The sequence below is a fragment of the Halopseudomonas sp. MFKK-1 genome, from assembly GCF_027474385.1.
In the GTDB taxonomy this organism is placed as follows: Bacteria; Pseudomonadota; Gammaproteobacteria; order Pseudomonadales; family Pseudomonadaceae; genus Halopseudomonas; species Halopseudomonas aestusnigri.
Window position 1 is genome coordinate 2647778 of record NZ_CP114836.1, and the last position, 22088, is coordinate 2669865.

General features: G+C 59.0%; 22 protein-coding genes. 11 read left to right on the top strand and 11 right to left on the bottom strand.

Going from position 1 to position 22088, the window contains the following annotated elements; all coding sequences use genetic code 11:
• The first annotated feature begins 318 nt into the window (after positions 1-318).
• The 3 genes from O5O48_RS12285 to O5O48_RS12295 all read left to right on the top strand — a co-directional run bounded on the left by O5O48_RS12285 (position 319) and on the right by O5O48_RS12295 (position 3043).
• Complete coding sequence (locus O5O48_RS12285; protein ID WP_269687152.1) at positions 319-1302, top strand: DUF1852 domain-containing protein; 984 nt, start codon at positions 319-321, stop codon at positions 1300-1302.
• 28 nt (positions 1303-1330) lie between these two features.
• Positions 1331-2359 (top strand): methionine synthase, encoded by a 1029-nt coding sequence (locus O5O48_RS12290; protein WP_228247758.1) that lies wholly within the window; start codon positions 1331-1333, stop codon positions 2357-2359.
• Between the two features lie 171 nt (positions 2360-2530).
• Positions 2531-3043, top strand: a complete 513-nt coding sequence (locus O5O48_RS12295) for a flavin reductase family protein (RefSeq protein WP_269687153.1) — start codon at positions 2531-2533, stop codon at positions 3041-3043.
• Between the two features lie 42 nt (positions 3044-3085).
• Here the strand turns inward: O5O48_RS12295 and O5O48_RS12300 are convergent, their stop codons facing one another.
• From O5O48_RS12300 to O5O48_RS12315, 4 genes are all read right to left on the bottom strand, one after another.
• A complete protein-coding gene (locus O5O48_RS12300; RefSeq protein ID WP_269687154.1) occupies positions 3086-3826 on the bottom strand; it encodes a hypothetical protein in 741 nt (246 codons plus the stop codon).
• Positions 3826-7227 (bottom strand): T6SS effector BTH_I2691 family protein, encoded by a 3402-nt coding sequence (locus O5O48_RS12305; RefSeq protein ID WP_269687155.1) that lies wholly within the window; start codon positions 7225-7227, stop codon positions 3826-3828. The genes O5O48_RS12300 and O5O48_RS12305 overlap by 1 nt, the downstream gene beginning before the upstream one ends.
• Entirely contained in the window at positions 7211-8095 is an 885-nt protein-coding gene (locus O5O48_RS12310; RefSeq protein WP_228247408.1) for a DUF4123 domain-containing protein, read from the bottom strand. The genes O5O48_RS12305 and O5O48_RS12310 overlap by 17 nt, the downstream gene beginning before the upstream one ends.
• A 299-nt stretch (positions 8096-8394) precedes the next feature.
• Positions 8395-8679, bottom strand: a complete 285-nt coding sequence (locus tag O5O48_RS12315; protein ID WP_088273877.1) for an antibiotic biosynthesis monooxygenase family protein — start codon at positions 8677-8679, stop codon at positions 8395-8397.
• Between the two features lie 130 nt (positions 8680-8809).
• Here O5O48_RS12315 and tusA point away from each other — a divergent pair, with 130 nt between their 5' ends.
• Positions 8810-9043 (top strand): sulfurtransferase TusA, encoded by a 234-nt coding sequence (gene tusA / locus O5O48_RS12320; RefSeq protein ID WP_088273878.1) that lies wholly within the window; start codon positions 8810-8812, stop codon positions 9041-9043.
• Between the two features lie 8 nt (positions 9044-9051).
• On the opposite strand, the gene O5O48_RS12325 is transcribed toward tusA, so the two are convergent.
• Positions 9052-10125, bottom strand: coding sequence for a DUF3080 family protein (locus O5O48_RS12325; protein ID WP_269687156.1), 1074 nt, complete (start codon positions 10123-10125; stop codon positions 9052-9054).
• 14 nt (positions 10126-10139) lie between these two features.
• Positions 10140-11531 (bottom strand): MATE family efflux transporter, encoded by a 1392-nt coding sequence (locus tag O5O48_RS12330; RefSeq protein ID WP_269687157.1) that lies wholly within the window; start codon positions 11529-11531, stop codon positions 10140-10142.
• A gap of 144 nt (positions 11532-11675) precedes the next feature.
• Here O5O48_RS12330 and O5O48_RS12335 point away from each other — a divergent pair, with 144 nt between their 5' ends.
• Positions 11676-12215 carry an elongation factor P hydroxylase gene (locus O5O48_RS12335; RefSeq protein WP_269687158.1) on the top strand — a complete coding sequence of 180 codons (540 nt, stop codon included), beginning with the start codon at positions 11676-11678 and terminating at the stop codon, positions 12213-12215.
• Here O5O48_RS12335 and O5O48_RS12340 read toward each other — a convergent pair.
• A complete protein-coding gene (locus tag O5O48_RS12340; RefSeq protein ID WP_228247412.1) occupies positions 12212-13108 on the bottom strand; it encodes an alpha/beta fold hydrolase in 897 nt (298 codons plus the stop codon). The genes O5O48_RS12335 and O5O48_RS12340 overlap by 4 nt on opposite strands.
• A gap of 414 nt (positions 13109-13522) precedes the next feature.
• Here O5O48_RS12340 and pdxB point away from each other — a divergent pair, with 414 nt between their 5' ends.
• On the top strand, positions 13523-14662 hold the full coding sequence (gene pdxB, locus O5O48_RS12345) for a 4-phosphoerythronate dehydrogenase PdxB (protein ID WP_269687159.1): 1140 nt from the start codon (positions 13523-13525) through the stop codon (positions 14660-14662).
• On the opposite strand, the gene O5O48_RS12350 is transcribed toward pdxB, so the two are convergent.
• Complete coding sequence (locus O5O48_RS12350; protein WP_228247414.1) at positions 14652-14840, bottom strand: PA1571 family protein; 189 nt, start codon at positions 14838-14840, stop codon at positions 14652-14654. The genes pdxB and O5O48_RS12350 overlap by 11 nt on opposite strands.
• An 81-nt stretch (positions 14841-14921) precedes the next feature.
• Between O5O48_RS12350 and O5O48_RS12355 the strand changes: the two genes are divergently transcribed.
• The 4 genes from O5O48_RS12355 (at position 14922) to O5O48_RS12370 (ending at position 18682) form a co-directional block, all read left to right on the top strand.
• Positions 14922-16079: an ATP-NAD kinase family protein gene (locus O5O48_RS12355; protein WP_269687160.1), complete on the top strand. Its 1158-nt coding sequence runs from the start codon at positions 14922-14924 to the stop codon at positions 16077-16079.
• Between the two features lie 88 nt (positions 16080-16167).
• Complete coding sequence (locus O5O48_RS12360) at positions 16168-16674, top strand: hypothetical protein (RefSeq protein WP_233049824.1); 507 nt, start codon at positions 16168-16170, stop codon at positions 16672-16674.
• 88 nt (positions 16675-16762) lie between these two features.
• Entirely contained in the window at positions 16763-16978 is a 216-nt protein-coding gene (locus tag O5O48_RS12365) for a TIGR02450 family Trp-rich protein (RefSeq protein WP_088273886.1), read from the top strand.
• 162 nt (positions 16979-17140) lie between these two features.
• Positions 17141-18682 (top strand): hypothetical protein, encoded by a 1542-nt coding sequence (locus tag O5O48_RS12370; RefSeq protein ID WP_088273887.1) that lies wholly within the window; start codon positions 17141-17143, stop codon positions 18680-18682.
• 104 nt (positions 18683-18786) lie between these two features.
• Here the strand turns inward: O5O48_RS12370 and htpX are convergent, their stop codons facing one another.
• The 3 genes from htpX to O5O48_RS12385 all read right to left on the bottom strand — a co-directional run bounded on the left by htpX (position 18787) and on the right by O5O48_RS12385 (position 21484).
• On the bottom strand, positions 18787-19680 hold the full coding sequence (htpX, locus tag O5O48_RS12375; protein WP_088278052.1) for a protease HtpX: 894 nt from the start codon (positions 19678-19680) through the stop codon (positions 18787-18789).
• A gap of 155 nt (positions 19681-19835) precedes the next feature.
• The gene (locus O5O48_RS12380; RefSeq protein WP_228247419.1) at positions 19836-20267 is read right to left on the bottom strand and encodes a hypothetical protein; all 432 of its coding nucleotides are present in this window, start codon (positions 20265-20267) and stop codon (positions 19836-19838) included.
• 5 nt (positions 20268-20272) lie between these two features.
• On the bottom strand, positions 20273-21484 hold the full coding sequence (locus tag O5O48_RS12385) for a pyridoxal phosphate-dependent aminotransferase (protein ID WP_269687161.1): 1212 nt from the start codon (positions 21482-21484) through the stop codon (positions 20273-20275).
• A 142-nt stretch (positions 21485-21626) separates the two neighbouring features.
• On the opposite strand from O5O48_RS12385, the gene msrB reads away from it, so the two are divergent.
• Positions 21627-22025 (top strand): peptide-methionine (R)-S-oxide reductase MsrB, encoded by a 399-nt coding sequence (msrB, locus tag O5O48_RS12390; RefSeq protein ID WP_269687162.1) that lies wholly within the window; start codon positions 21627-21629, stop codon positions 22023-22025.
• Positions 22026-22088: the final 63 nt, after the last annotated feature.

Genomic DNA, 22088 nt, shown 5'->3' on the forward strand with positions numbered 1-22088 from the left:
TATCGCATTGCCCTGCTGGCAGTGTTGCCCCTGATTCGTTCACCCTGCGCGATTGCTTGCTTCCGGTGCGGGGCGCATATCCGCTCAGACATCGCGGCGCCAGGCAGACCCCCCGGCTCTGGCGGGGATCCTGTCAGGGTATTTTTGCCATCATGAGCTCAGCTAATGCAGCGGTGAAATACGTTCAGTTTTGTTCAATTTCGGCCTGACTTAAACTGCCATCTGTTCCCTGGTGTACGCACCGGAAAAGGAAATTTAGAACCCCTGACGGGCTGTTGCTGCACTCAGGGGTTTCCAGACGTCAGGATACCGACTGCCATGAATACCGAGTTTGAGTTTGCCATCAAAAGCATTCCCTTTGATGAGCATTACCACCCCTCCGACAGCACGCGGATAACTACCAATTTCGCCAACCTGGCGCGTGGTGAAAATCGCCAGGAGAATCTGAGCAACGCCTTGAGGATGATTAATAACCGCTTCAACGCGCTGGCACATTGGGATAATCCCAAGGGCGAACGGTACGCAATCGAGCTGGAAATTATTTCTGTTGAAATGACGCTCGAGGCAACAGGGGCTGCTGACAGCTTTCCTGCAATCGAGATATTGAAAACCAATATCCTTGATAAAAAGACTGACAGATACATTGAAGGGATCGTTGGCAACAACTTTTCATCGTACCTGCGCGATTACGACTTTAGCGTAGTGTTGCCGGACCACAACAAGGGGCAGCCCGGCTTCAGCGTGCCCGCCAATTTTGGCGATCTGCACGGCAAGTTATTCAAGTATTTTGTCGATTCAGGTGCGTATAAACAGCACTTCAAGAAGTTGCCCGTGATCTGCCTTAGTGTTTCGGATAACAAGATCTACCATCGGACGGGAAACCAGCACCCTGTTCTGGGCTTTGAATATGAACCAAATGAGTCTTCGTTAACTGAGCAGTATTTTAAGAAGATGGGGCTGGCTGTCCGCTATTTCATGCCGCCAAACAGCGTTGCACCGCTGGCGTTCTACTTCTTCGGAGACCTGCTTAACGATTACACCGATCTGGAGCTGATCAGCACCATCAGCACCATGGAAACCTTCCAGAAGATCTATCGGCCCGAGATATATAACGCGAACGCTGCTGCCGGGAAGTGCTATCAACCCAACTTGCAAAATCCGGATCACTCACTGACCCGCATTGTCTATGACCGAAAGGAACGCAGCGAGCTTGCTGTTGCGCAGGGGAAGTTTGCTGAAGAGCGTTTTATCAAGCCTTATCGGGATCTGCTTGAGCAGTGGTCTGCCAGTTGCTCTCTTTAAATAACCAGGATTCACGGCACGATTTACCATGAATAAACTATTACCTACGTCAACTGCGGGCAGCCTGCCCAAACCATCCTGGCTTGCGGAACCGGAGAAGCTGTGGTCACCCTGGAAGCTTGAGGGTGAAGCGCTGCGCGATGGCAAGCGCGATGCATTGCGTCTGTCACTGCATGAGCAGCAATGCGCCGGCATCGATATTGTGAGTGATGGTGAACAAACTCGTCAGCACTTCGTAACCACCTTTATTGAGCATCTCGATGGAGTCGATTTCGCGAAGCGGGAAACTGTCCGGATTCGTGATCGGTACGATGCCAGTGTGCCGACTGTCACTGGCTCGGTTGCTCGCCGGAAGCCTGTGTTTGTTGAGGACGCAATCTATTTACGGCAACTGACGGATCAACCTGTCAAATGGGCACTGCCAGGGCCCATGACCATGATTGATACGCTTTACGATGCGCACTATAAAAGCCGCGAAAAGCTGGCTTGGGAATTCGCCAAGATTCTCAATCAGGAAGCCAAAGAACTCGAGGCCGCAGGTGTCGACATTATTCAGTTTGATGAGCCTGCTTTTAACGTGTTCTTTGATGAACTGAATGACTGGGGGGTTGCCACATTGGAGCGAGCCATAGAGGGTCTGAAATGTGAAACGGCGGTTCACATTTGCTATGGCTACGGCATCAAGGCTAATACCGACTGGAAAAAAACGCTGGGCTCGGAGTGGCGCCAATACGAAGAAGCGTTCCCCAAACTGCAAAAATCCAGGATTGATATGATTTCGCTGGAGTGCCAAAACTCGCATGTTCCGATGGACCTGATTGAGCTGATCCGCGGAAAGAAGGTGATGTTGGGTGCCATTGATGTGGCAAGCAATACGGTAGAAACACCGGAGGAGGTTGCCAGCACCCTGCGCAAGGCGCTGCAGTTTGTTGATGCAGACAAGCTTTATCCGTGCACCAACTGCGGCATGGCGCCTTTGTCTCGAGAGCTGGCCAGAGGGAAGCTGAGCGCCTTGAGCGCCGGCGCGGAAATTGTTCGCCAGGAGCTCCTTGCCTAGCAATTGGAGGATGTAGTGGCGTGCGTGCGGTGATGATTGAACGTGTAGATCAATCACGCTGCCGGTAATGGGCTGGGGTTGGAAAGACCCCGGCTCAGGTTCGCCGCCTGACATATTGCTGTCAGCCTCTCCAGTCACGCTCTATCTGGATTTTTGATTTCAGGATCTGCCATGTCTGTTCCCAGCTCCACCATAGACCCCCTGCGCTTTCGCGCAGCTCTTGGACACTATGCTTCCGGTATCACCGTCATCACCTCAAACGTCGATGGCGAGCCGATTGGCTTTACCTGTCAGTCGTTCTACAGCGTATCGATGAGCCCGCCGCTGGTCTCTTTCAGCGTCAAGTCCGACTCGTACAGCTACCCCAAGATTCGCCGCGCGGGTCGGTTCGCGGTCAATATCCTGTCCGTCGATCAGGTCAGCATATCCAACCGGTTTGCTCGGCAAGGCGCGAATAAGTGGCTCGGCGTTGAGTGGCGGAACTCACCTTTGGGAAATCCTGTCATCGATGGCAGCCTGCACTGGCTGGATTGCGAAGTCCATGCTGAACACATCGCGGGTGATCATCTGATCGTGATTGGCAAGGTAAAGGCGTTAAGCCTGGAAGAGGCTATTTCTGTCGAGCCGCTGCTGTATTTCAAGGGGCAATATTATTCACTGCCTGCCAGCATTCCGGGTGATTGACGGGTTCTGCCTTGCTGGTGAGTCTGTTAATGGTTGCGCTCATCAAAATTCGTATATCTGTCTGCCCGGCGTAAGCACGATGTGCGGTATCCGGTCCCTGACCATGGCAATCACTTCGGCCTGCTGGTCTTTGCGGAAGTACAGTCGGACATCCTGGCTGGTGAACTGCTCCGGATTATCTATCTGGGCTGCGTACTCGGCGGGTAGTTCGTAGGGTAGTGTCAGCACGATGAGGCCTTGCTCGGCGTCCAGCATCGCCTCCAGCACCTCGCTCCACAGATAGTCATCCTGCTGAAAGTCCTGCCAGTAGGTTTGGTAGCTCGAGTCGCCACCCACCGAGGCCAGGCCTATCCCCACCAAAGCCGGGCCGGCCAATGCGGCAATGGATAGCGCCGGGTTGCTGATCAATAGCATCAGGACAATCCCGATCATCACGAAAGGGATGACGCGTATAAAGATAAACACCATGTCAGGAATGTCTTGCCAGCGGCACACCTCAAGATGTTTGTCGGTTGCACGGTAGACAAAGACGGTTTTTTGCATTGCTTGTTTGTAGAAGATAAAGGTCATGGGTATTGCAGCCAGGAAGGCCGAGTGACCCATGCCTACCCATAGGCCGAACCCAACCGTTATTAACGTGCTTATGACAATGATGCTGCCTTCAGGGATTATTCTCTTGTCGATTGCTTTGACCGTCCATGTTAATAACGTATTTTCCTCGGTATGTTTCCATCCCATTTTCTCTGAGAGCTCTACTGTTTTGCGCCATGAGGTCCTTCTCATTAAATGACTCCCAGATTGAGACCGGAATTTGAACATGCTCTCACCGACTCAGATTTGGATGTGGAGATGCTAGCCGGTTCGACTTGCCAATTTTTTACGTAAGGATTCTCATGCAACGCTCCTTCCTGTATTCCGGCCAGGTTGATGCTGAATCGATAGCCGAGATTGTCGGGGCGTTGCAGTACAGCAGGTGGATAGTTGATGCTGATATCGAGTCGGTCCATGCCACGGGAACGGGGTATGTGGACGAGCCAGATACGCCAGTCAGTCGCCTGGTAGACAGGCCAAACCGTGTTTGGCTGATTGCGGGCTCCAAGGGAAGCCCATTCTCCAAGCTCATTAAGTTCGATCCAGCGGCCCTCTGACATGTAGCCCGAGTACATGCCCGCGCGGTAGCTGGTTTCTCTGTCGGAGCGAAACCAGTTTCCTTCTGTAACCATCATTGGGTGGATGCTTGCCGTGTGTCCGGCGATGCTAGGAGGGAAAATCAGCTTTAGCCAAACACCGTCTTCCAGTGTTTTGGCAATAATGGTGGGGCGCAGTAGTATCTCATGTAGCGCAAGCATTTCGCTTTTTCGGCCATCCTCATTGTCAGGCCAATAGTTAGAGTAGCTTTTGCTCCAACTACTACGGTAAAGCCACAACCTGAAACCCTCTAGTTTCATAGCATCTGCCAATAGCGACGCCGCGAGGTAAAGAGTTCCAGTTAACAGGAGGGCAATTACCGCCCAGGGTGCAAATATTGCTCCTGTCGAGAATGTTCCCGTCCAAGCACCTATTGATGCGCTCAGTTGGAAGATTGCAACTCCGCCCATAGCAATGGCCGCTATTTGCTTTAAGCGCAAGGCCAGTCGTCTATTGTACGATTCTGTGCCTTCGATTTGCCCTTGTAATGCCAGAATCTCTGATGCCGCTGCGATTACTGAAAGCGCAGACACAGCAATTGCTCGCATTGCAAAACTCTTGAACAGTGCCCTGTACTCTAAGCCGATTTTCCACTTATGGGCCGCAGCACTGGTAAGTCGCAGTAGTTGCGCTTTAGCCCCGTTAGTTTTAACCGAGCCCGTTAGGCCGCTAATCCTCGACCACGCCGGTATCAACGTCATTGTGGCCAAGCTCGCCAGCATGCTGCTGGCTGCCGTGCTGACCGCCAACTGGTCTTGCCGGTTCCATTCGCCGCTGGTGCCGGCTGCGGTCATGGCCTCGTGGAAGTTCCAGATGTTGAGTACGGTGACCAGGCCGGCGAGACCTTGGGCGGCGTTGCGTTTTGTCCATTCGTTTACCCGCTTGAGGTAGGCGCCATAGTCTCGTGCTTTCAGTTCCAGCTGTTGCGCCAGCTCCGCACGGACCAGGGTCTGTATGGAGTAGGTGCGGTGCTCGGTATGAGTACGCAGGGTCTGGGTATTGAGTTCGCCGTTGATCAGAACCTTGTTTGGCATCTCCAGCATGAGGGCGTCGAGCTGGCGTTTGAGTTGGTGGACGTCTCTTGTCGCTGCCATGCGGTCGTGGGTTCTGCCGGTTGTTACCACGCGGGTCTGGGCGTCTAGTCGGCGGGTTAGTTGCGTGACCTTGCGCATCCAGGCGGCTTGCTTCTGCTGATATTCGCTGTCAATCAGCAAAAACGGGCGGGTTTCATTGATCTGGCTATGTATGGATACCGAGATGGTTGCGTGGGCGATGGTTTTCCAGCGCGGCGCATGGCGGCTGCTGATGGCGGGAAGCAGCTTGAATTCGAATGCTTGCCAGGTCTTCTCGTAGTTGGCGGCGGCCACGCGCACTAAGGTTTCGTAGGCTTTCTGCGCTGGCCTGCCCAGGCGCTGAAAGATCGCGCTGTTGCGGATGGTTTCGTTGCTGAGGACGTCGCTGATTTCCTGTGTGCGCTTGGCGACGGAGGCACTGGTCGTCAGAGATATGCCGTTCTCTTCGACGAACTCCCTGGCCAGTTGCTCGATACCTGAGGCGAGCTCTGCGTCGAAGTTGTAGTTGGCCAGACCAATCAGCGTTTTGGGGGTGGCGTAGTCCTCAATTACCCATTGCTGCGCCTGTTGATCATGGGCGAGGAAGGAGAGCCAGGCGTCGGCGTGGTTGATCAGGCTCAGGCACTGCTCTTCGTCCGTCTGATCGAGGAACAGGCCCAGCGGATCGGGACCAATCCGCTTCAGCCAGGTGATCAGGTCTTGCAGGCAGGGCGTCAGTCTGGCCTGTATACCCTCTAGCTCTTGCGCTTTTTCCAGCGTGAAGGTTTGTGATTCCTCAAAGCGCACCTGATCGCGCAGGGTTTCCCGTGTGCCCCATTGTTCAACCAGACCGTCCAGTTTGGCCGGTGCGTCCTGACCGTATCCGCTAATCAGTTGCTGCTGGTGCTGTTCTAACGTCTGGCCCGCGGCGAATGCGCTGATTCCGTCCGTTGGTCTGTTCAATTCCTTCAGGTAGCGCGCCTTGGCAGTGAGATAGTCCTGCGCCTTCTGTTTGAATGCGTGAAAGGCTTCTGGTGACAGCCCCATCTCTGACTCCAGTAGAGAGAAATCAACACCGGCCAGCAGTTCGATATGTTGAGCTATGGTCAGCTTGTGCAGGTGTTGCTCTTCGAACTGGCTGAGTTCGAGCGCCGGTCCGGCGCTCTGCATGCCGAGGTCATCAAGGATGCCAAGATGATCGTCCAGCGCGATGAACAGGGCGGAGTCCTGGTCGGGTACGCTGGCAAGCACGGTGTTGCTGCCCAGGGCCGGTTTGTATGTGGCGTCTTCACCTGTGGCCTGTGTGGGCAGCGTGGTGCTGTCGAAGCGCTGGCCGGGCACGGCTGTGCCGGTGTTGATATCGGCGACTGTCTCGCCCAAGTGCCTCAGCGGGGCGCAGTGGGGTGCCGAGAGCGTTTTGGCATAGGTGGCCAGATCGAGTCCACGCATCCAGTTTGCCTGATTGGCGGGGGCCTGCATGCGCTCGTGTGTCCAGGCGGTCCACCGCTCGGCTGAGTAGGCGATATACAGCTGGTGTTGGCGTGGGTAGAGCAGATGACTCACGCCATTTGAGCAGGAAAGTGGCTGGCCCGCAGCGGCGGTGCTGCTGGCGACCTTGCTGAAGCGAGAGCCGGTTATCTGGTATTCGTCCAGGGTATTGGCGGTGCGGTCGATCACATACAGCCAACCGTCGCGCAGTTGCCGCAGGGTATAGCTACGCCGGTTCAGCTCGGGCAGTGATTGATGGCCCTGCCAGTGTGGCGGAATTGGGTTGGGGCCAGGCTGGTCCGGACTGTCCGCGGCCTCGTCAATCGCGTAACGCACCGGGAAGATGGCAACCTCTCGCTGCTGCAGCGGGCATTGGGCGGTGGCGCTGGCGGGCTTGTCTTCGAAGGTGGCCCAGAGGCTTTCCAGTAATGCGAGTTCCCTATGCAAGACGGTCATGGGTTTCATCATCCCTGATTGGCGCGGTTGCGCGGTCGCGGCAGTAATGCTGCAGTCGTTGGTCGGGTGTCGCCGGCAGCTCCCTCGGCGCCCGGGCTAGCCATCGTCGATACGGCCCCTGTGGATTGCCAGCAAAGTCGCTGCCGTCACGCAGGGCCAGTTCGCACCAGATGGCGATGCTGCGCTCGGTGCTCAGGCCAAAGGCGTCGGCATCCGAGAGTCGGGCGTTGAACCAGTTGTCCCGTGTCTGTTCGGGTAATGCTGATAGCGCGGTTTGGTGGTTTTCCTGCAGCCAGCGGTAAAGACGTTCTTTCAGTTGCTGTTGATAGGCTTGCTGCAGCGCTGACAGCTGCGGGTAGCCGAGCAGGCAAGCGGGCAGGCCGCTTTGCGCTGCCGGGGGCGCGGAGGAGAAATCGTGCCAGTGTTGCGGCTGTTGCGGCAGCAGTACGTTGGGTGGCGCGGCGATACGCCAGCGGGTGACTGGACCCATGACAGCAGGGAGAGCGTCGGCGTCGTAGCTGTGCAGCCAGAACCAGGCAACCTGTGGGTCGGCATAACGCAGCAGGATTTTTGCGCCGGAAACGTCAGTGACCTGATTGAAACGTCGAAGATGACTGGCGACGACATCTGCAAGCGCCCGGCTTTCAAGCACCGCAGCGCTTGCGCGCAGCTCTGCGCTGGTTTCGATTTCATAAAAAAGTGCAGAAGCCGAATCGGTGCTTACCAGCAGCGGGCCCAGATCGGCTGCGCTGTGCCAGGGGGAGCCGAAGTAAAGCGGCTCGACCTCCAATACCTCATCGCGCACATACAGGCGCGCCAGGGCATTGTGATAACGGGCACCGTCGACCAGCAGGTATCGATGCATCATGTCGCGATACCGGCTGTTTGCGTATTGTGCGCCTGGTTGATGCCATCCAGGTACAGAGCAGACTGTACTGTGGCAGTTAGGGAGAACATCCGTGTTCCTTGCAGTGCGATCCATGCGGCGCCCGAGCGGAAGGTCTCAGGCCGGAATCTAAAGCTTAGGGGGATCGACAGACGATGGCTGCGGGAAGCGCGGAAAAATTGGAGGCAGTGCGCATTTGCTGACAAAAATGCGTTGATTCAGGCGTCACGCCAGAGTCGCCCGGATGCTCTCTGGCGTGGTAGATCGCTGTGCTGAGCGTGTTACAGCGGCTCAAGCAGGGTGATGCGCTCTTCTTCCAGCAGTATGGGAGCAAACTTGCTGATGGCGTCGCGGCGGGCTTCCGACTCTTCCCAGCGCTCCCAGGAGCGGATGTTTTGCCAGGTCACCATGATCACACGCCGGTTGGGATGCTCCAGATCACGGAACGACTCACCCGAGATGAACCCAGGCGACTGGATGGCCGCCGACAGCACGCGCCGCGCGACTTCTTCGTAGGGTACTTCCAGACCTTCTGCGATATCCCTTTCAATCAACACCTTGATCATGCTTTTTCCTTACCCGTTTCGGGGTGTTGCGTCTTGACGACTTTCCCTCCCAGTTTCGGCCGACAGACTGCGTCTGGCAAGCGCTGTGGCATTTCGGGATAATCGGCGTTTTCTGCTGCGGGACCTGCCCATGTCTGATGCCACCGCTACTCTCGATACCCAGGGCCTGATGTGCCCCGAGCCGGTCATGATGCTGCACAACGCGGTGCGCGATATGGCCGCCGGTGAGCTGCTTCAGGTGCTTGCGACCGACCCGTCCACCCAGCGCGATATCCCGCGTTTTTGCAGTTTTCTCGGTCACGAGCTGGTTGAGCAGCACGAGACTGGTGGCATCTTCCATTACCTGATTCGCAAGGCTGGCTGAGCCGCGCCTCAGGGCGTCTGCCAGCCGGCTTGCCCGGGTGCGGACTGGCAGGCGCCAAGCACGTCCTGCCAGGCGCGAGTGTGTTCATCGACGGCCTGCCGGTAGCTATCCCACAACGCCTCTGGATTACCCGCCAGACGATCCAGCGCCTGCGCTGTGGCGGGTGGAATGTGCGCAACAGCACGTAATTGCTTGATCTGCGCGGCCCAGGGCTCGCCGAGCCGTTGCAGTTGCGCCAGATAGGGTTGGATCTCGCCGGCGTAGAACAAGACAAAGACGTTGAGCAGAATCTTCGACCGCTCTGATGGCTGGCTCATCGGGCACAAATAGGTTGCTGGTTGTGCTCGCAGCATCGCGGTGGCCTGCTGGAGACCGTGTCGGGTTTGCGCCAGCGCGGTAATCAGCTGGCTGCTGCGCTGACTGCGTTGCAGTGCCTGGAACAGCGGATCCAGCTCGCCAACTGGCGGGGGGAGGTGTTCGGGCAGGGCACTGCCAATCGCCGTCAGTTGCTGCAGTGCCGGTAGCGCCTCGTCGGTCAGGGGGGCGCTGGTCACCGGCAGCGGCTCGGTGGCAAAGCGCAGATAATGCTCTGCCTCGCTGCTGGCGTTGATCGCGTTCCAGAATACCGCTGGCAACTGGCTGCGCTTGCGCTCGGCGATGTCGCTCAGCTCGGTCAGCAGCTCCTGCTGCGGCGGGTCGTCTGCAAGGCTTTGCCGGCAACTGTCCAGCGCGCGCAGCAGCTCACCCTCGTAGCCCAGACGGCTGCTCCAGGGCATGACCTTGCCCAGCACACTGTTGCGTTCGGCAATGCGCTGCTGCAGTGGTTTGCATTGATGCACATCGATCAGCAGATCGAGCAGGCTGATGCGTTCGGCGGGGATGTCGTAGAGCCGGTCACGGCGCTCTGCGAGCCGGTACTGACTGAGCTGGTTGGCATCAAACGGGATGAACTCCTGCTTGAGCACGCGTGCGACGCGGCTCAGATAATTGTCCATTTGCTGCTCGGCATCGGGCACAGGCTGGCAGCCGACACAGAGCGCGGCGATGGACAGCAGAACAAGCAATACGGGCGATGAGCGCATGACGCCAGTATGCCCTAGTGTTGAAGCCCGTGCTGGTAAACGGGTTTGCGGCTGACCGCCCGCAGGCGCAGGCCGAGGAACAGGGCGGCGCTGCTAAGGCCGACAATCAGCCCGATCCAGAAGCCGGCCGGGCCTCTGGCCGGACCCAGCCAGTCGGTCAGGCCCAGCACGTAACCGGTCGGCAGGCCAATCAGCCAGTAGGCGATCATGGTCAGCAGCATTGGCAGACGGGTGTCCTGAAAACCTCGCAACGCGCCGGCGCAGGCCACCTGCACCGCATCCGAGAACTGGTATAGCGCAGCGAGCACAAACAGGCTGGAAGCCAGCGCCAGTACCTGCGGATCCTGGGTGTAGATCAGCGGAATCTGCCTGGCCAGGGTGAACATGATGATGGCCGCGATGGCGGCAAACAGCAGTGCCAGCACCAGACCCACCTTGGTTGCCAGCATGGCGGCACGGGCGCCACCGCGCCCCAGGTTGTGGCCCACGCGTACGGTAATGGCCAGCCCCAGACTGAAAGGCACCATGAATGCCAGCGAGGTGAAGTTCAGGGTGACCTGGTGAGCGGCAACTACAATGGCACCTAGGCTGCCAATCAGCAGGGCAATTACTGCGAACATGCTGGTTTCGGCAAACAAGGCGATGCCGATCGGGAAGCCCAAGCCTATCAGCTCGCCCTGGGTGCGCGCCTTGGGCCAGTCGAACCGCTCGAACAGGCCGCAGGGTTGATAGAACGATGCGCGCCTGAGGTGCACCAGCAGGCAGCCCAGCATCGCCCACATGACGATCGCCGTGGCGACGCCGCAGCCGACCGCGCCCATGGCCGGAAAGCCGAATTTGCCGTAGACCAGCACATAGTTGGCGGGGACGTTGATCAGCAGTCCGATGAAGCCAATCAGCATGGCCGGTTTGGTGCGTGAGAGACCGTCGCTCAGCCCGCGCAGAGCCAGCATGACGCCGACCGCCGGGAAGCCGAGGGAGATGGCCAGCAGGTAGTCGAGGGTCACCGGGACCAGCTGCGGATCGACCTCCATCCAGCCCAGCACTGGTCGCATCAGGTTGAGAAACAGCATGCAGCCACAGCCGATCATCAGCCCCAGCCAGGCGCCCTGGCGCACCAGCGCACCGGTTTCACTGATACGACCGGCACCATTGGCGGCAGCAACCTTGGAGGTGACAATCATCATCACCCCGGTGAGAAACAGCAGGGTCGGAATCCAGAATGAGTTACCCAGCGCCACCGCTGCCAGCGCTTCGGCACTGACGCGCCCGGCCATGGCGGTGTCGACAAAGCCCAGCAGGGTATGTGCCAGCTGCGCCGCGATGATCGGGAGCACCAGCGCAATCAGGGCGCGCAGTTCTGTTACAATGCGCGCCCGAGCGGGCAGGGGGGGAGTACTGGTCATTCTGGCCGGACCTGACGTAAAAACCGTCCATGCTAGCAATTTACGGCGTATTGTCCAGCTGCACCGTCACGGTGCTTTCCGGCCTTGCGCCCAGGGCCGGTTCGAGCCCTGGCACCCAGTCACTCAGTACCCTTGGTTTTCAGCATGCATCACGACTGTCAGGACCTGATTCGTTTGTTCGACGAGTGTTTTCTCGCCGACCTCAATACCTGTCTGCTGGGCGGCTATCCGGAGCCCGAGTACCTGCCGGCCGATGCGTCGCATCCGCACCACCGTATCCTGTTTACCCGAGATTACTTTCGCAGCGCATTGCATGAGGTTGCGCACTGGTGTGTTGCCGGGCCGGAGCGTCGACTGTTGCCGGACTTTGGTTACTGGTACGCGCCGGATGGCCGCACCGCTGAGCAGCAGCGCACCTTCGAGAGCGTGGAGGTCAAACCGCAGGCGCTGGAAATGATTTTTTGTCTGGCTGCCGGGCATCGCTTTGACGTGAGCACCGACAACCTTAACGGCGAGCAGACCGACCCGGGGCCCTTCCGCGCCAAGGTGCATGCGCAGGCGAAGGTGTACCTGCAACAGGGCATGGGCGAGCGTCCGACCCGGTTTGCTCAGGCGTTACTCGACGCCTACCAGCCGGGACGCCTGCTCGACCCTGGGCTATTCTCCGAAGTGGCTGCAGCCTAGACCGTCATCGGTATGACCTGCGCACCGCGCGGCCTGTGTAGCTCAACTGGCTCGGTGGCGACAAGGGCATCCGGTGCGAGGTATTGCAGCACCGCATCGCGGGTCTGAATCCAGGCTTCGCGGCTTTCCATATCCAGAAAATGCCCGGCGCCCTGTATCGTGGCAAAGCTGCTGCGACGCACGTAGCGGTTGAAGTCGCGGGCGTCCTCGACGCTGGTATAGCGGTCCCGGTCGCCGTTGATAAACAGGATCGGCACGTCAATATCGGCGCTGCCGCGCAGATAGCATCGGGTATCCTGGGTCAGTACCTGACTGACGTGGAACGCCATCTGATGGTATTCGTGCTCTTCCAGGCTGATGATGTGACGAAAGTTGAAGCGTTTGACCAGCGAGGGCAGGTACTCGCCAATGGTCGAGTTGAGCAGCTCGCCCAGTTGGCGGCGCTCGGCATTGAGCAGCAGGTCGATGCCGCGTTCGAGATAGTCACGCATGGCCGAATTGATCATCGGTGAAAATGCCAGCACGATGGCCTTCTTTATCCGCGCCGGGCGCTGGGCCAGGGCCAGAAGGGCTGAGGCGCCGCCCCACGAAAACGACATCAGGTGGTCGGCCTGATAATGCTCTATCAGCTCCAGCAGGATTCCGGCTTCCTGCTCCTTGGTAATCGGCCGCCGGTTGCTGTTGAGCGGCTTTGACTGACCCGCGTACGGCTCATCAAATAACACCACATTGAAGTGCGGCTGCAGGTAGCGCACCGTCTGCGCGAACGAGGCCGTGGTGGCCAGAGAACCGTTGACCAGAATGACCGTACCGCGCGGTGCCGGGCTCGCGTAATAGTGGGTGTGGATGCGAAATAGCCCCAGTGTTTCTACAACGTTGTGTTCTGCTTTCATATTCCCTGTCTCCGGAATTGGCTGGACCCGGCCGCGCTGGCGGGTCATACAGGGCAGTTGCAGGCAAATGGCCGTAAACAAGCAAAATCGCCAGGCAGGCGCGATGCGCGACCGCTGTGATTGTGGTTATGGCGACAGGGTGGTGAGGACAGTTCCAGGTGCGGCGCAGTGGGCTGTGCGTCGGTGCTCCCGTTACTCAGGCAGGTCCTGCAAGGTGAGGCAGTGCCTCAAAAAAACGCTTGGAATCATTATCAGACCGAAAAGTCACATTCGGACTGTGAGTTTCAGTTAAGCAGCGGCGTTGTCTCGGTGCAAGCAGTTGTTGCAACAAGGCGACAAAATGCGCAGCCAGGTGGACAGCGCAGCCACCAACGCTCGACAATGCCCGCGTCCCCTCTGTCAGGTGCCCCGCTCATGCATATCGTTGCCGACGAAAATATTCCCCTGCTGCAGGCCTTCTTTGCCGATCAAGGCCGGCTGACGACGCTGCCCGGGCGCAGTATCCGCCGTGAGCATCTGCTGGACGCCGATGCGCTGCTGGTGCGTTCGGTGACGCGGGTTGACCCCGCCATGCTCGAGGGCACGCCGGTACAATTTGTCGGTACCTGCACCATTGGCACCGATCATCTGGATTTGCCGGGGCTGGCTGCGGCCGGTATTCAGGTTGCCAGTGCGCCCGGTTGCAACGCGCGCGGTGTGGTCGAGTATGTGCTCAGCTGTCTGCTGACCCTGTCGGAACGAACTGGCCTGCCGTGGCGTGAGCGCCGGGTGGGTATCGTTGGTGTTGGCGAAGTGGGTAGTCGTCTGGCGGCAACGCTTGGCGCGCTGGGCGTGGAGTGCGTACTGTGCGATCCGCCGCGGGCCGCCCGTGGTGAGGCGGGGTTTGTCGATCTGGATGCGTTGCTGGCGCAGGTAGACGTGGTCAGCTGCCATGTGCCGCTGACCCGCAACGGCCCGGATGCAACCTGGCATCTGATCGATGCGCCCCGTTTGATGGCCCTGCAGCACGGGACCTGGCTGATCAACAGCAGCCGCGGCCCGGTGATCGACAATCATGCGTTGTCTGTGCTGCTGGCTGAACGCCCCGATGTGCAGGTGGCGCTGGATGTCTGGGAGCTGGAGCCGCAGGTCGATACCGCGTTGCTCAAGCTGTGTGCGTTGGGAACGCCGCATATTGCCGGCTACAGTCTGGATGGCAAACTGCGTGGCACCGAGCTGATCTATCAGGCTCTGTGTCGGCACCGGGGCGAGCAGCCGAGACTGACGTTACAGGCTCTGGCGCCGGAGGCCGGTTGTGCGCAGCTGCAGTTCAGTGCCGAGACGCCGGCCCAGTGGCTGCTGGAAAAGGCGCTGCGCCAGGTGTACGACGTGCGCGATGATGACGCCCGGTTCCGGGCGGTGATGATGCCACTGGCGGGTCAGAGTACCGGGGCTGCTTTTGATGCGCTGCGCAAGGAGTATCCGCTGCGCCGCGAATGCCCGCAGGTAAGGATTCTGCAGGCGGATGGGGAAGGGCAGGCCGCGCTGCTGGCGGCCGCCGGATTCAGTGTTTGAAGCGCGGTTGCGCTGCCACCCACTGACGGTCCAGTTGCTCACAGGCGTGCTGGATCATCTGTTCGGTAATGGCGACTTCGCGACCGGCTTCATCGATGATAAAACCACCGACGCAGTGAGCCGGGTGCAGCAGAATCTCGGCGGTTTCACGACACGGTTTCAGGGCAGGCACGTTCATGGTTGTCTCCCGTTATCAGTCAGGTTCAGCCGCATTGGCAGCTGAACGCAGGATATGGCATTGCCATGACGGATTTGTGACATGGAAAACCCGATAGCAGAACATCACAACACCCGTTTTCGTCTGGGGTTGATTATCAACCCGCTGGCGGGGGTGGGCGGTCGTGCGGCGCTCAAGGGCTCCGATGGCGTAGCCGAGCAGGCGTTGGCAATGGGCGTTGAACCGCAGGCGCACAGCCGGGTAAGGCAGGCGCTGGAGTCGCTGCTGCCGCTGCGTGATCGCATCCGGCTGTTGGCTGCCCCTGGGGTGATGGGCGCCGATTTGTTGACTGATATGGGCTTTGACTGCGAGGTGGTCGGGGCGCTGTCTTGCCCACCGGAAACATCCGCTAAAGACACTGAAACCATTGCCCGGCAGATGAGCGAGCTGGGTGTGGACCTGCTGCTGTTTGCCGGCGGCGACGGTACTGCACGCAACATATGCAACCAGCTCGACGGGCGTCAGCTGGTGCTGGGTATTCCGGCCGGGGTCAAGATTCATTCCGGCGTGTATGCGGTCAATCCGCGCGCTGCCGGTGAGCTGGTCGCGCTGCTGGTGCAGGGCGAGCTGGTGCGGCTGCGTGAAGCGGATGTGCGCGACATCGACGAGCAGGCATTTCGCAACGGTCAGGTGCGTACCCGGCATTATGGTGAGCTATCGGTGCCTGAGGAGGGGCGTTTCGTCCAGCAGGTCAAGCAGGGCGGCCGGGAAGTGGAAACCCTGGTACTGGACGATATCGCAGCCGGACTGCAGGAAGCGCAGGAAGATGGCACAGGCTGGATCCTCGGCCCCGGCTCAACCATGCTGGGCCTGCTGGAGGCCATGGGGCTCGAAGGTACTCTGCTTGGCGTCGATGTATTGCGCGACGGTGAGGTGATCCTGCGTGATGCGACCGAGCAGCAGCTCTGGGAGTTGGTCGAGCAGGGCGGCGACTGGCGCATTCTGGTCACCGCCATCGGTGGTCAGGGCCATATTCTCGGGCGCGGCAACCAGCAGTTGTCACCGCGGATCATCCGCGCTGTCGGGCTCGATAACCTGCTGGTGGTCGCTACCAAAACCAAGCTGCGCAGCCTTGCCGGACGCCCCTTTCTGGTCGATACCGGTGACAGCTCGCTCGACAGTGAACTGAGCGGCTTGCGTCGGGTACTCAGCGGGTATCGTGAGGAAATGCTCTATCCGGTGAACTGGAAGGCGGAGTAAGGCAAGATAGGGCGCGTCCGGGCTGCGGTCAGCGATGCTGCTGGCGCCATCGTGCTGCCGACGTCGTTGTTTATCCTGAAGGGTGGTAATGAACAGACGCGATATCAAAAAGGCCCACGAGCAGAGTGTGCTGCGCTCCTTCAAGCGTTATCTCGAAGGGAGCGGGCGCAGTCTGGAGATTCTCGACTATCCCGATCCGCCGGACGCTATCGTTGTCCTTGACGGCTCACCCTGCTGGATCGAGATTACCGATGCCTTTATCGGTGCTGATTTTGCCCGGAGCCTGACCAGCTTTGCCGCCGATGATGTGGAGTACATCCCGGCCGGACGCGGGATGACCGTCAACCCGGATGAAAACTTTGCCGAGGAGGTGGTCGCGGTCGTGGAGAAGAAGTACGCCAAGGCCTCCATCACCGATATATACGAGGCGAGCGGCGCGGGCATTCTGCTGGTCGGCCTGTACTCGCCGTTTGTGTTCGAGCGTGAAATTACGCAGATTGTCAAAGTGCTTGCTGCGGTACGCCAGCAACACGACGGTCGGTTCAGCGAGATGTATGTCTACAACGCCGTTCATGATTTTTTTCTGGTTCCCTGACCCAAGGGCTGGCAGGCTGCGCGTTAAACTCGCTTTAGCCGGTTCCGGGCCTGCCCTATCCGCAGCGTCAGTCAATGAGGTATGAAACGTGAACAGGATAAATCCGAAGAAGCTTCTCCACAGCAAGTGGACGGCGGTTGCGCCGGTCAACCGGGAAAAGCATTTCATGATTACCGACGTTGAGGTCGATGAGGAAGGGCAGGTAATTGGCTGCGAGATCGAGGCGGTCCTTTCCAAGCGTCAGGCTCAGATTGACTGGCGTGAGCTGAAGGACGACGCCAGGTGGCTGCAAGGCTGGAAGTGACGTCTCGCGGCGCATGACATGGCCGTTGCGCTGGCGTAGGCTGCTGGCAGCGGGGCCGCGTCGGTGTTGTGAACAGCAATCTGGCAGCCGCTGCCTCACGCGGTTGCGCATCATCAGGCTCATCAGCTCACAGGCGGTGGGTACACGCTAAGGAATGGCACTATGAAAAAATGGCTGTTGGCAGTCTTGTTACCGCCGCTGTTGTCCGCCTGCTCCAATTCGGAGGAGGAGGCCCGCACGCTGCTCAACCATGCTATTCAGGACTGGGATCGGGGTGAGCTTGCGCTTGCACTTCAGGCCTTCGATCGGATCGAGGATCAGTATCTGCACACCGCTGCGGCTACCGATGCCTTGACGGAGCGAGCAGCGCGAATAGAAAGCTACCGCCTGGAGTTCGGCCCGGAGGCAAATCAGCGGCGCAACAGGGGGCTGGTGTCGCGTGATGTTCTTCAGCACCTTGAAGCGGTGCACCAGCGCAGCGGACTTTACCCGACAGGGCTGAGCGAAGGGGCAGACGCCTATCAGGGCCAGTTTGGCGCGTATCTCGAGCAATGCAGCTACCAGAGCCGATTGCCGCAGTATGGTTATCAGCTTGATTGCAGCAAGGCGGATGCGGCCTATCAACAGGAGCGGCGGCGCGGCGCGATGTCGGCCGCTGGCCGCCAAGAGTCCGCCCGGATCATCAAGTCCGCAGGCGATCTTGTGTCTGCGGCTACTACCTGGGGAGCGCGCCTGAATCCCTCTGGAGACATCCCTACCGGGCGGTTTCAGGCTTTTTATATCAATACCAGGCAACCGCAGCAGGTGATTGCTACAGAGACCGTGGATAACATCGCGATCAACTATATTCGGGATGACTTCCATGGCATCGAATCGGGCGACTTCGGTGGCTACTGGGTCGGCAACCTCATGTTTGAGGAGCCGACCGTAAAGCGGATTTCGGTCAGTCAGAGCTGGGCCAAGTCACGCGTTCTGATTGATGGTCGGGTGCTCTATGAGGGCGGCTCCGATCAGTCGGTGCTGTATCGCTTTGAGCCGGGTGTGCACAAGCTGGAGGTCGAGTACGTCAACAACTGGCATACCACCGAGTTCAACGTGGACATCAGCAGCGAGCAGACCTATCTCGAGGCCAGTGAGATTCGCGCACGCCTGGGCGAGGCGCTACCTGCAGATGTGACCCTGTATTACGCCGGTGTCTATGAGAGCAGCGCACAGGATATGTCCATCGTGCTGAACCTGGAGCACACACAAGGGCCGGTCGCGCTGGTCCTGAGCTCCTACAGTCCGGTCAGGTGGCATTTGTCCAACCCGTTTGGTGTCGACGTCAGGGCAGTTGTCTATGGCGCCTACAAGCCTGGCTCCAGGCTGGATGGCGACCTGCCCGAATCACTGCTCAGATTGCCGGCCAAGTCCCGGATCGGGTCGTACCGCGTGGGTGCGGAGTGCAGTTGTACTGCTGGAACTTTTCATTGTTCCGGGGGGAGCCTGGGGCCTACGCTGAGTGCGCTGAAGGGATTGACGGGTGTGTCGCTGAGCGGTTTTTCCGGCAGCTATTCGGCATCGGCACTGGCGGTTCCAGCGACCCGAATCGACGAGGCGTTTTTGGCCCGGCTGGCGGCTGATGAAGCGAACGTTGCTTCGCAGCGTGCGGCTTGCAAGACAGAAAATGACCCTGACTTCGAGACGCTTCTGGGTGATCCCTGAGCGGGATTGTCGTTGCCTTAATGGCGCCAGACAGGGTGGAGGTTTGAAACAAAAAAAGGGATCAGGTGAAGCACCCGATCCCTTTCTTTTAGCCGTCTGACGATTTAGCGGTAGTTACCGGCGCGCAGCGCAGCGATGCGCTCATCCAGCGGCGGATGACTCATCAGCAGACCGGCCAGACCATTTTTCAGACCGCCGTTGATACCGAAGGCGGTCATCTCGCCGGGCAGCTCAACCGGAATCCCTTGCTCGGCTTTCAGATGCTCCAGCGCTGCGATCATGGCACCGGCACCGGCCAGCTGGGCCCCGGCGGCATCGGCGCGGAACTCACGCTGACGGGAGAACCACATGACGATGATGCTGGCGAGGATGCCCAGTACCAGCTCGGCAAAGATGGTTGCGATGAAATAGCCGATGCCGGGGCCGTCACTTTCGTTCTTGAATACCGCGCGATCAACGAAGTTGCCGATGATGCGGGCAAAGAACATGACGAAGGTGTTTACCACGCCCTGGATCAGCGACAGGGTGACCATGTCACCGTTGGCTACGTGACCGATCTCGTGTGCCATAACCGCTTTCACTTCGGCTGGGCTGAAACGCTGCAGCATGCCTTCAGACACGGCAACCAGCGACGCGTTCTTGTTCCAGCCGGTGGCAAACGCGTTTGGCGCGCGGGACGGGAAGATTGCCACTTCCGGCATGCCGATGCCGGCGGTGCGCGCCAGTTCTTCAACGGTGCTTACCAGCCAGCGCTCCTGCTGGGTTTGTGGCTGTTCGATCACGCGGGCACCGGTGCTGCGCTTGGCCATCCACTTGGACAGGAACAGCGAAACGAAGGAGCCGGCAAAACCGAATACGGCACAGAAGATCAGCAGCGACTGCAGGTTCATGCCACCCTGACCATCGTGGACGCTGCCAACGCCCAGCAGGCTCAAGGTGACACTGGCAACCAGAATCACTGCTACGTTGGTAGCCAGAAACAACAGTATTCGCATCATGGGGGTATCTAATCCTATCGAATGAAAACTGGGTGTTGCAGACGCCTGCTCAAGGCTTGGGCGATTTACATGGGGCTTATATTGGGCGAAAGCCCGTGTCTTTCAACGACGACTCTATGACAAAACGTGTCTTGAGCGGGTTCCGCTGCGATGGGTCACGATTGACGGCGAAAGCACTGCTGAACGGCGTCGAAGATTTCGTTGCCAGAGCCGCTGCGCAGGGCATCGCGCAGGCGTTGGGCAAGGGTAGCTCGCTGGCGTGCGACACTGGCTGGCAGGTCTGCCTGCAAACGTTGCGGGTCAGGTGCAGAGAGCAGGGTGAAGGCGCGTTCGGTCAGGCAGCACTGATCAATCGCTTCCTGGCGGATAGTGTCGGTGTAGCGCAGGAACCCTTCCTGGGCGAGCCACAGCATGGTGCTGAAACAGGCCATGTGTCGTGGTGCGGGAACGCCAAATGCATCGGGTTCATGTTCGCCGATCAGATCAACGACAAACAGGCTGCCCGGTTGCGGAAAACGGTTGTACAGCGCCACCAGGATGCGCGCGACATCCTGGTGGAAGTCCTCAATATGAAGGTCCGCTGCCACGGGGCTTACTGCCGGTAGCTCTTGAGGAAGTTGCCGATGCGGCCAATCGCCATTTCCAGATCGTCCTTGCGCGGCAGAGAGACGATGCGGAAGTGGTCAGGCCATGGCCAATTGAAGGCGGTACCCTGGACGATCAGAATCTTTTCCTGCAGCAGCAGGTCGAGCACGAACTTCTCGTCGTTATGGATCGGGTAGACCTTGGGGTCCAGGCGCGGGAACAGATACAGCGCGCCCTTGGGCTTGGTGCAGCTGACGCCGGGAATCTCGTTGAGCAGTTCCCAGGCGGTGTCACGCTGTTCCAGCAGGCGGCCGCCGGGCAGAATCAGGTCATTGATGCTCTGGTAGCCGCCGAGAGCCGTCTGGATCGCGTGCTGAGCCGGCACGTTGGCGCACAGACGCATCGATGCCAGGATTTCCAGGCCTTCCAGATAGCTGGTGGCGTGCTGCTTGGGACCGCTGATAACCATCCAGCCGGAACGGAAGCCGGCAACCCGGTAGGACTTGGACAGACCGTTGAACGTCAGGCAAAGCACATCGGGGGCGACTGCCGCCAGTGATTCGTGGACAGCGCCGTCGTACAGGATCTTGTCGTAGATCTCGTCGGCAAACAGGATCAGGTTGTGCTCGCGGGCGACCTGGGCCAGTTGCTCAAGCACTTCGCGTGGGTACACCGCGCCGGTCGGGTTGTTCGGGTTGATGACGACCATGGCTCGGGTATTGGGAGTAATCTTGCTGCGGATGTCCTCAATGTCCGGATACCAGTCTGACTGTTCGTCGCACAGGTAATGCACAGGCTTGCCGCCGGAGAGGCTGACCGAAGCGGTCCACAGCGGATAGTCCGGGGCCGGGATCAACACTTCATCGCCGTTGTTCAGCAGGCCCTGCATGGACATCACGATCAGCTCGGAGACGCCGTTGCCAAGGTAGATATCCTCGATGCCGACACCCGGAATGTTCTTGGTCTGGGTGTAATGCATCACCGCCTTGCGTGCCGAGAACAGGCCGCGCGAGTCGCTGTAGCCCTGGGCGGTTGGCAGGTTGAGGATGACGTCCTGGAGGATTTCCTCCGGCGCCTCGAAACCGAAGGGTGCAGGGTTGCCAATGTTCAACTTGAGAATGCGGTGACCTTCTTCCTCGAGGCGCTTGGCGTGCCGCAGAACGGGCCCGCGAATGTCGTAGCAGACATTGGCCAATTTGTTGGACTTGCTAACCTGCATGATGCTTACCTTGTCGATCCAGGGCTGGGTGGGATGTGTCGGGGAGGCGATTGGAGACTTCCCTGAGCGCGCGTAAAGCGCTCATCATACGTCTTGCGTGGGCGAGTGTGAAAGCCCGATTACGGTTATCCGGAGTGAATTCATGAACAAGATCAGCAAGAGTGAATCCGAGTGGCGCGAGCAGTTGTCCGAGTCGCAGTTCCAGGTCTGTCGCCTGAAGGGAACCGAACGCCCGTTTACCGGTGCCTACTACCGCAATACCACCCCCGGGGTATATCACTGCATCTGCTGCGATGCCGCACTGTTTGACACCGATACCCAGTTTGATGCTGGCTGCGGCTGGCCGAGCTATTACCAACCGGTACGTCCTGAGGTTGTAGAGGAACACGAGGACTTCAGTCATGGCATGCACCGTATCGAGGTGACCTGCGCCCAGTGCGATGCGCACCTGGGGCACGTGTTTCCGGACGGTCCGCCGCCGACCGGGCTGCGCTACTGCATCAACTCGGTTTGCCTGCGGTTGGAGCCGCGCGAAGCATGATTAGTTGTGTGCAATTTTGTTGACATAAAGTTATTTGTGGCTAGGCTGGCGGGTGAACATTCC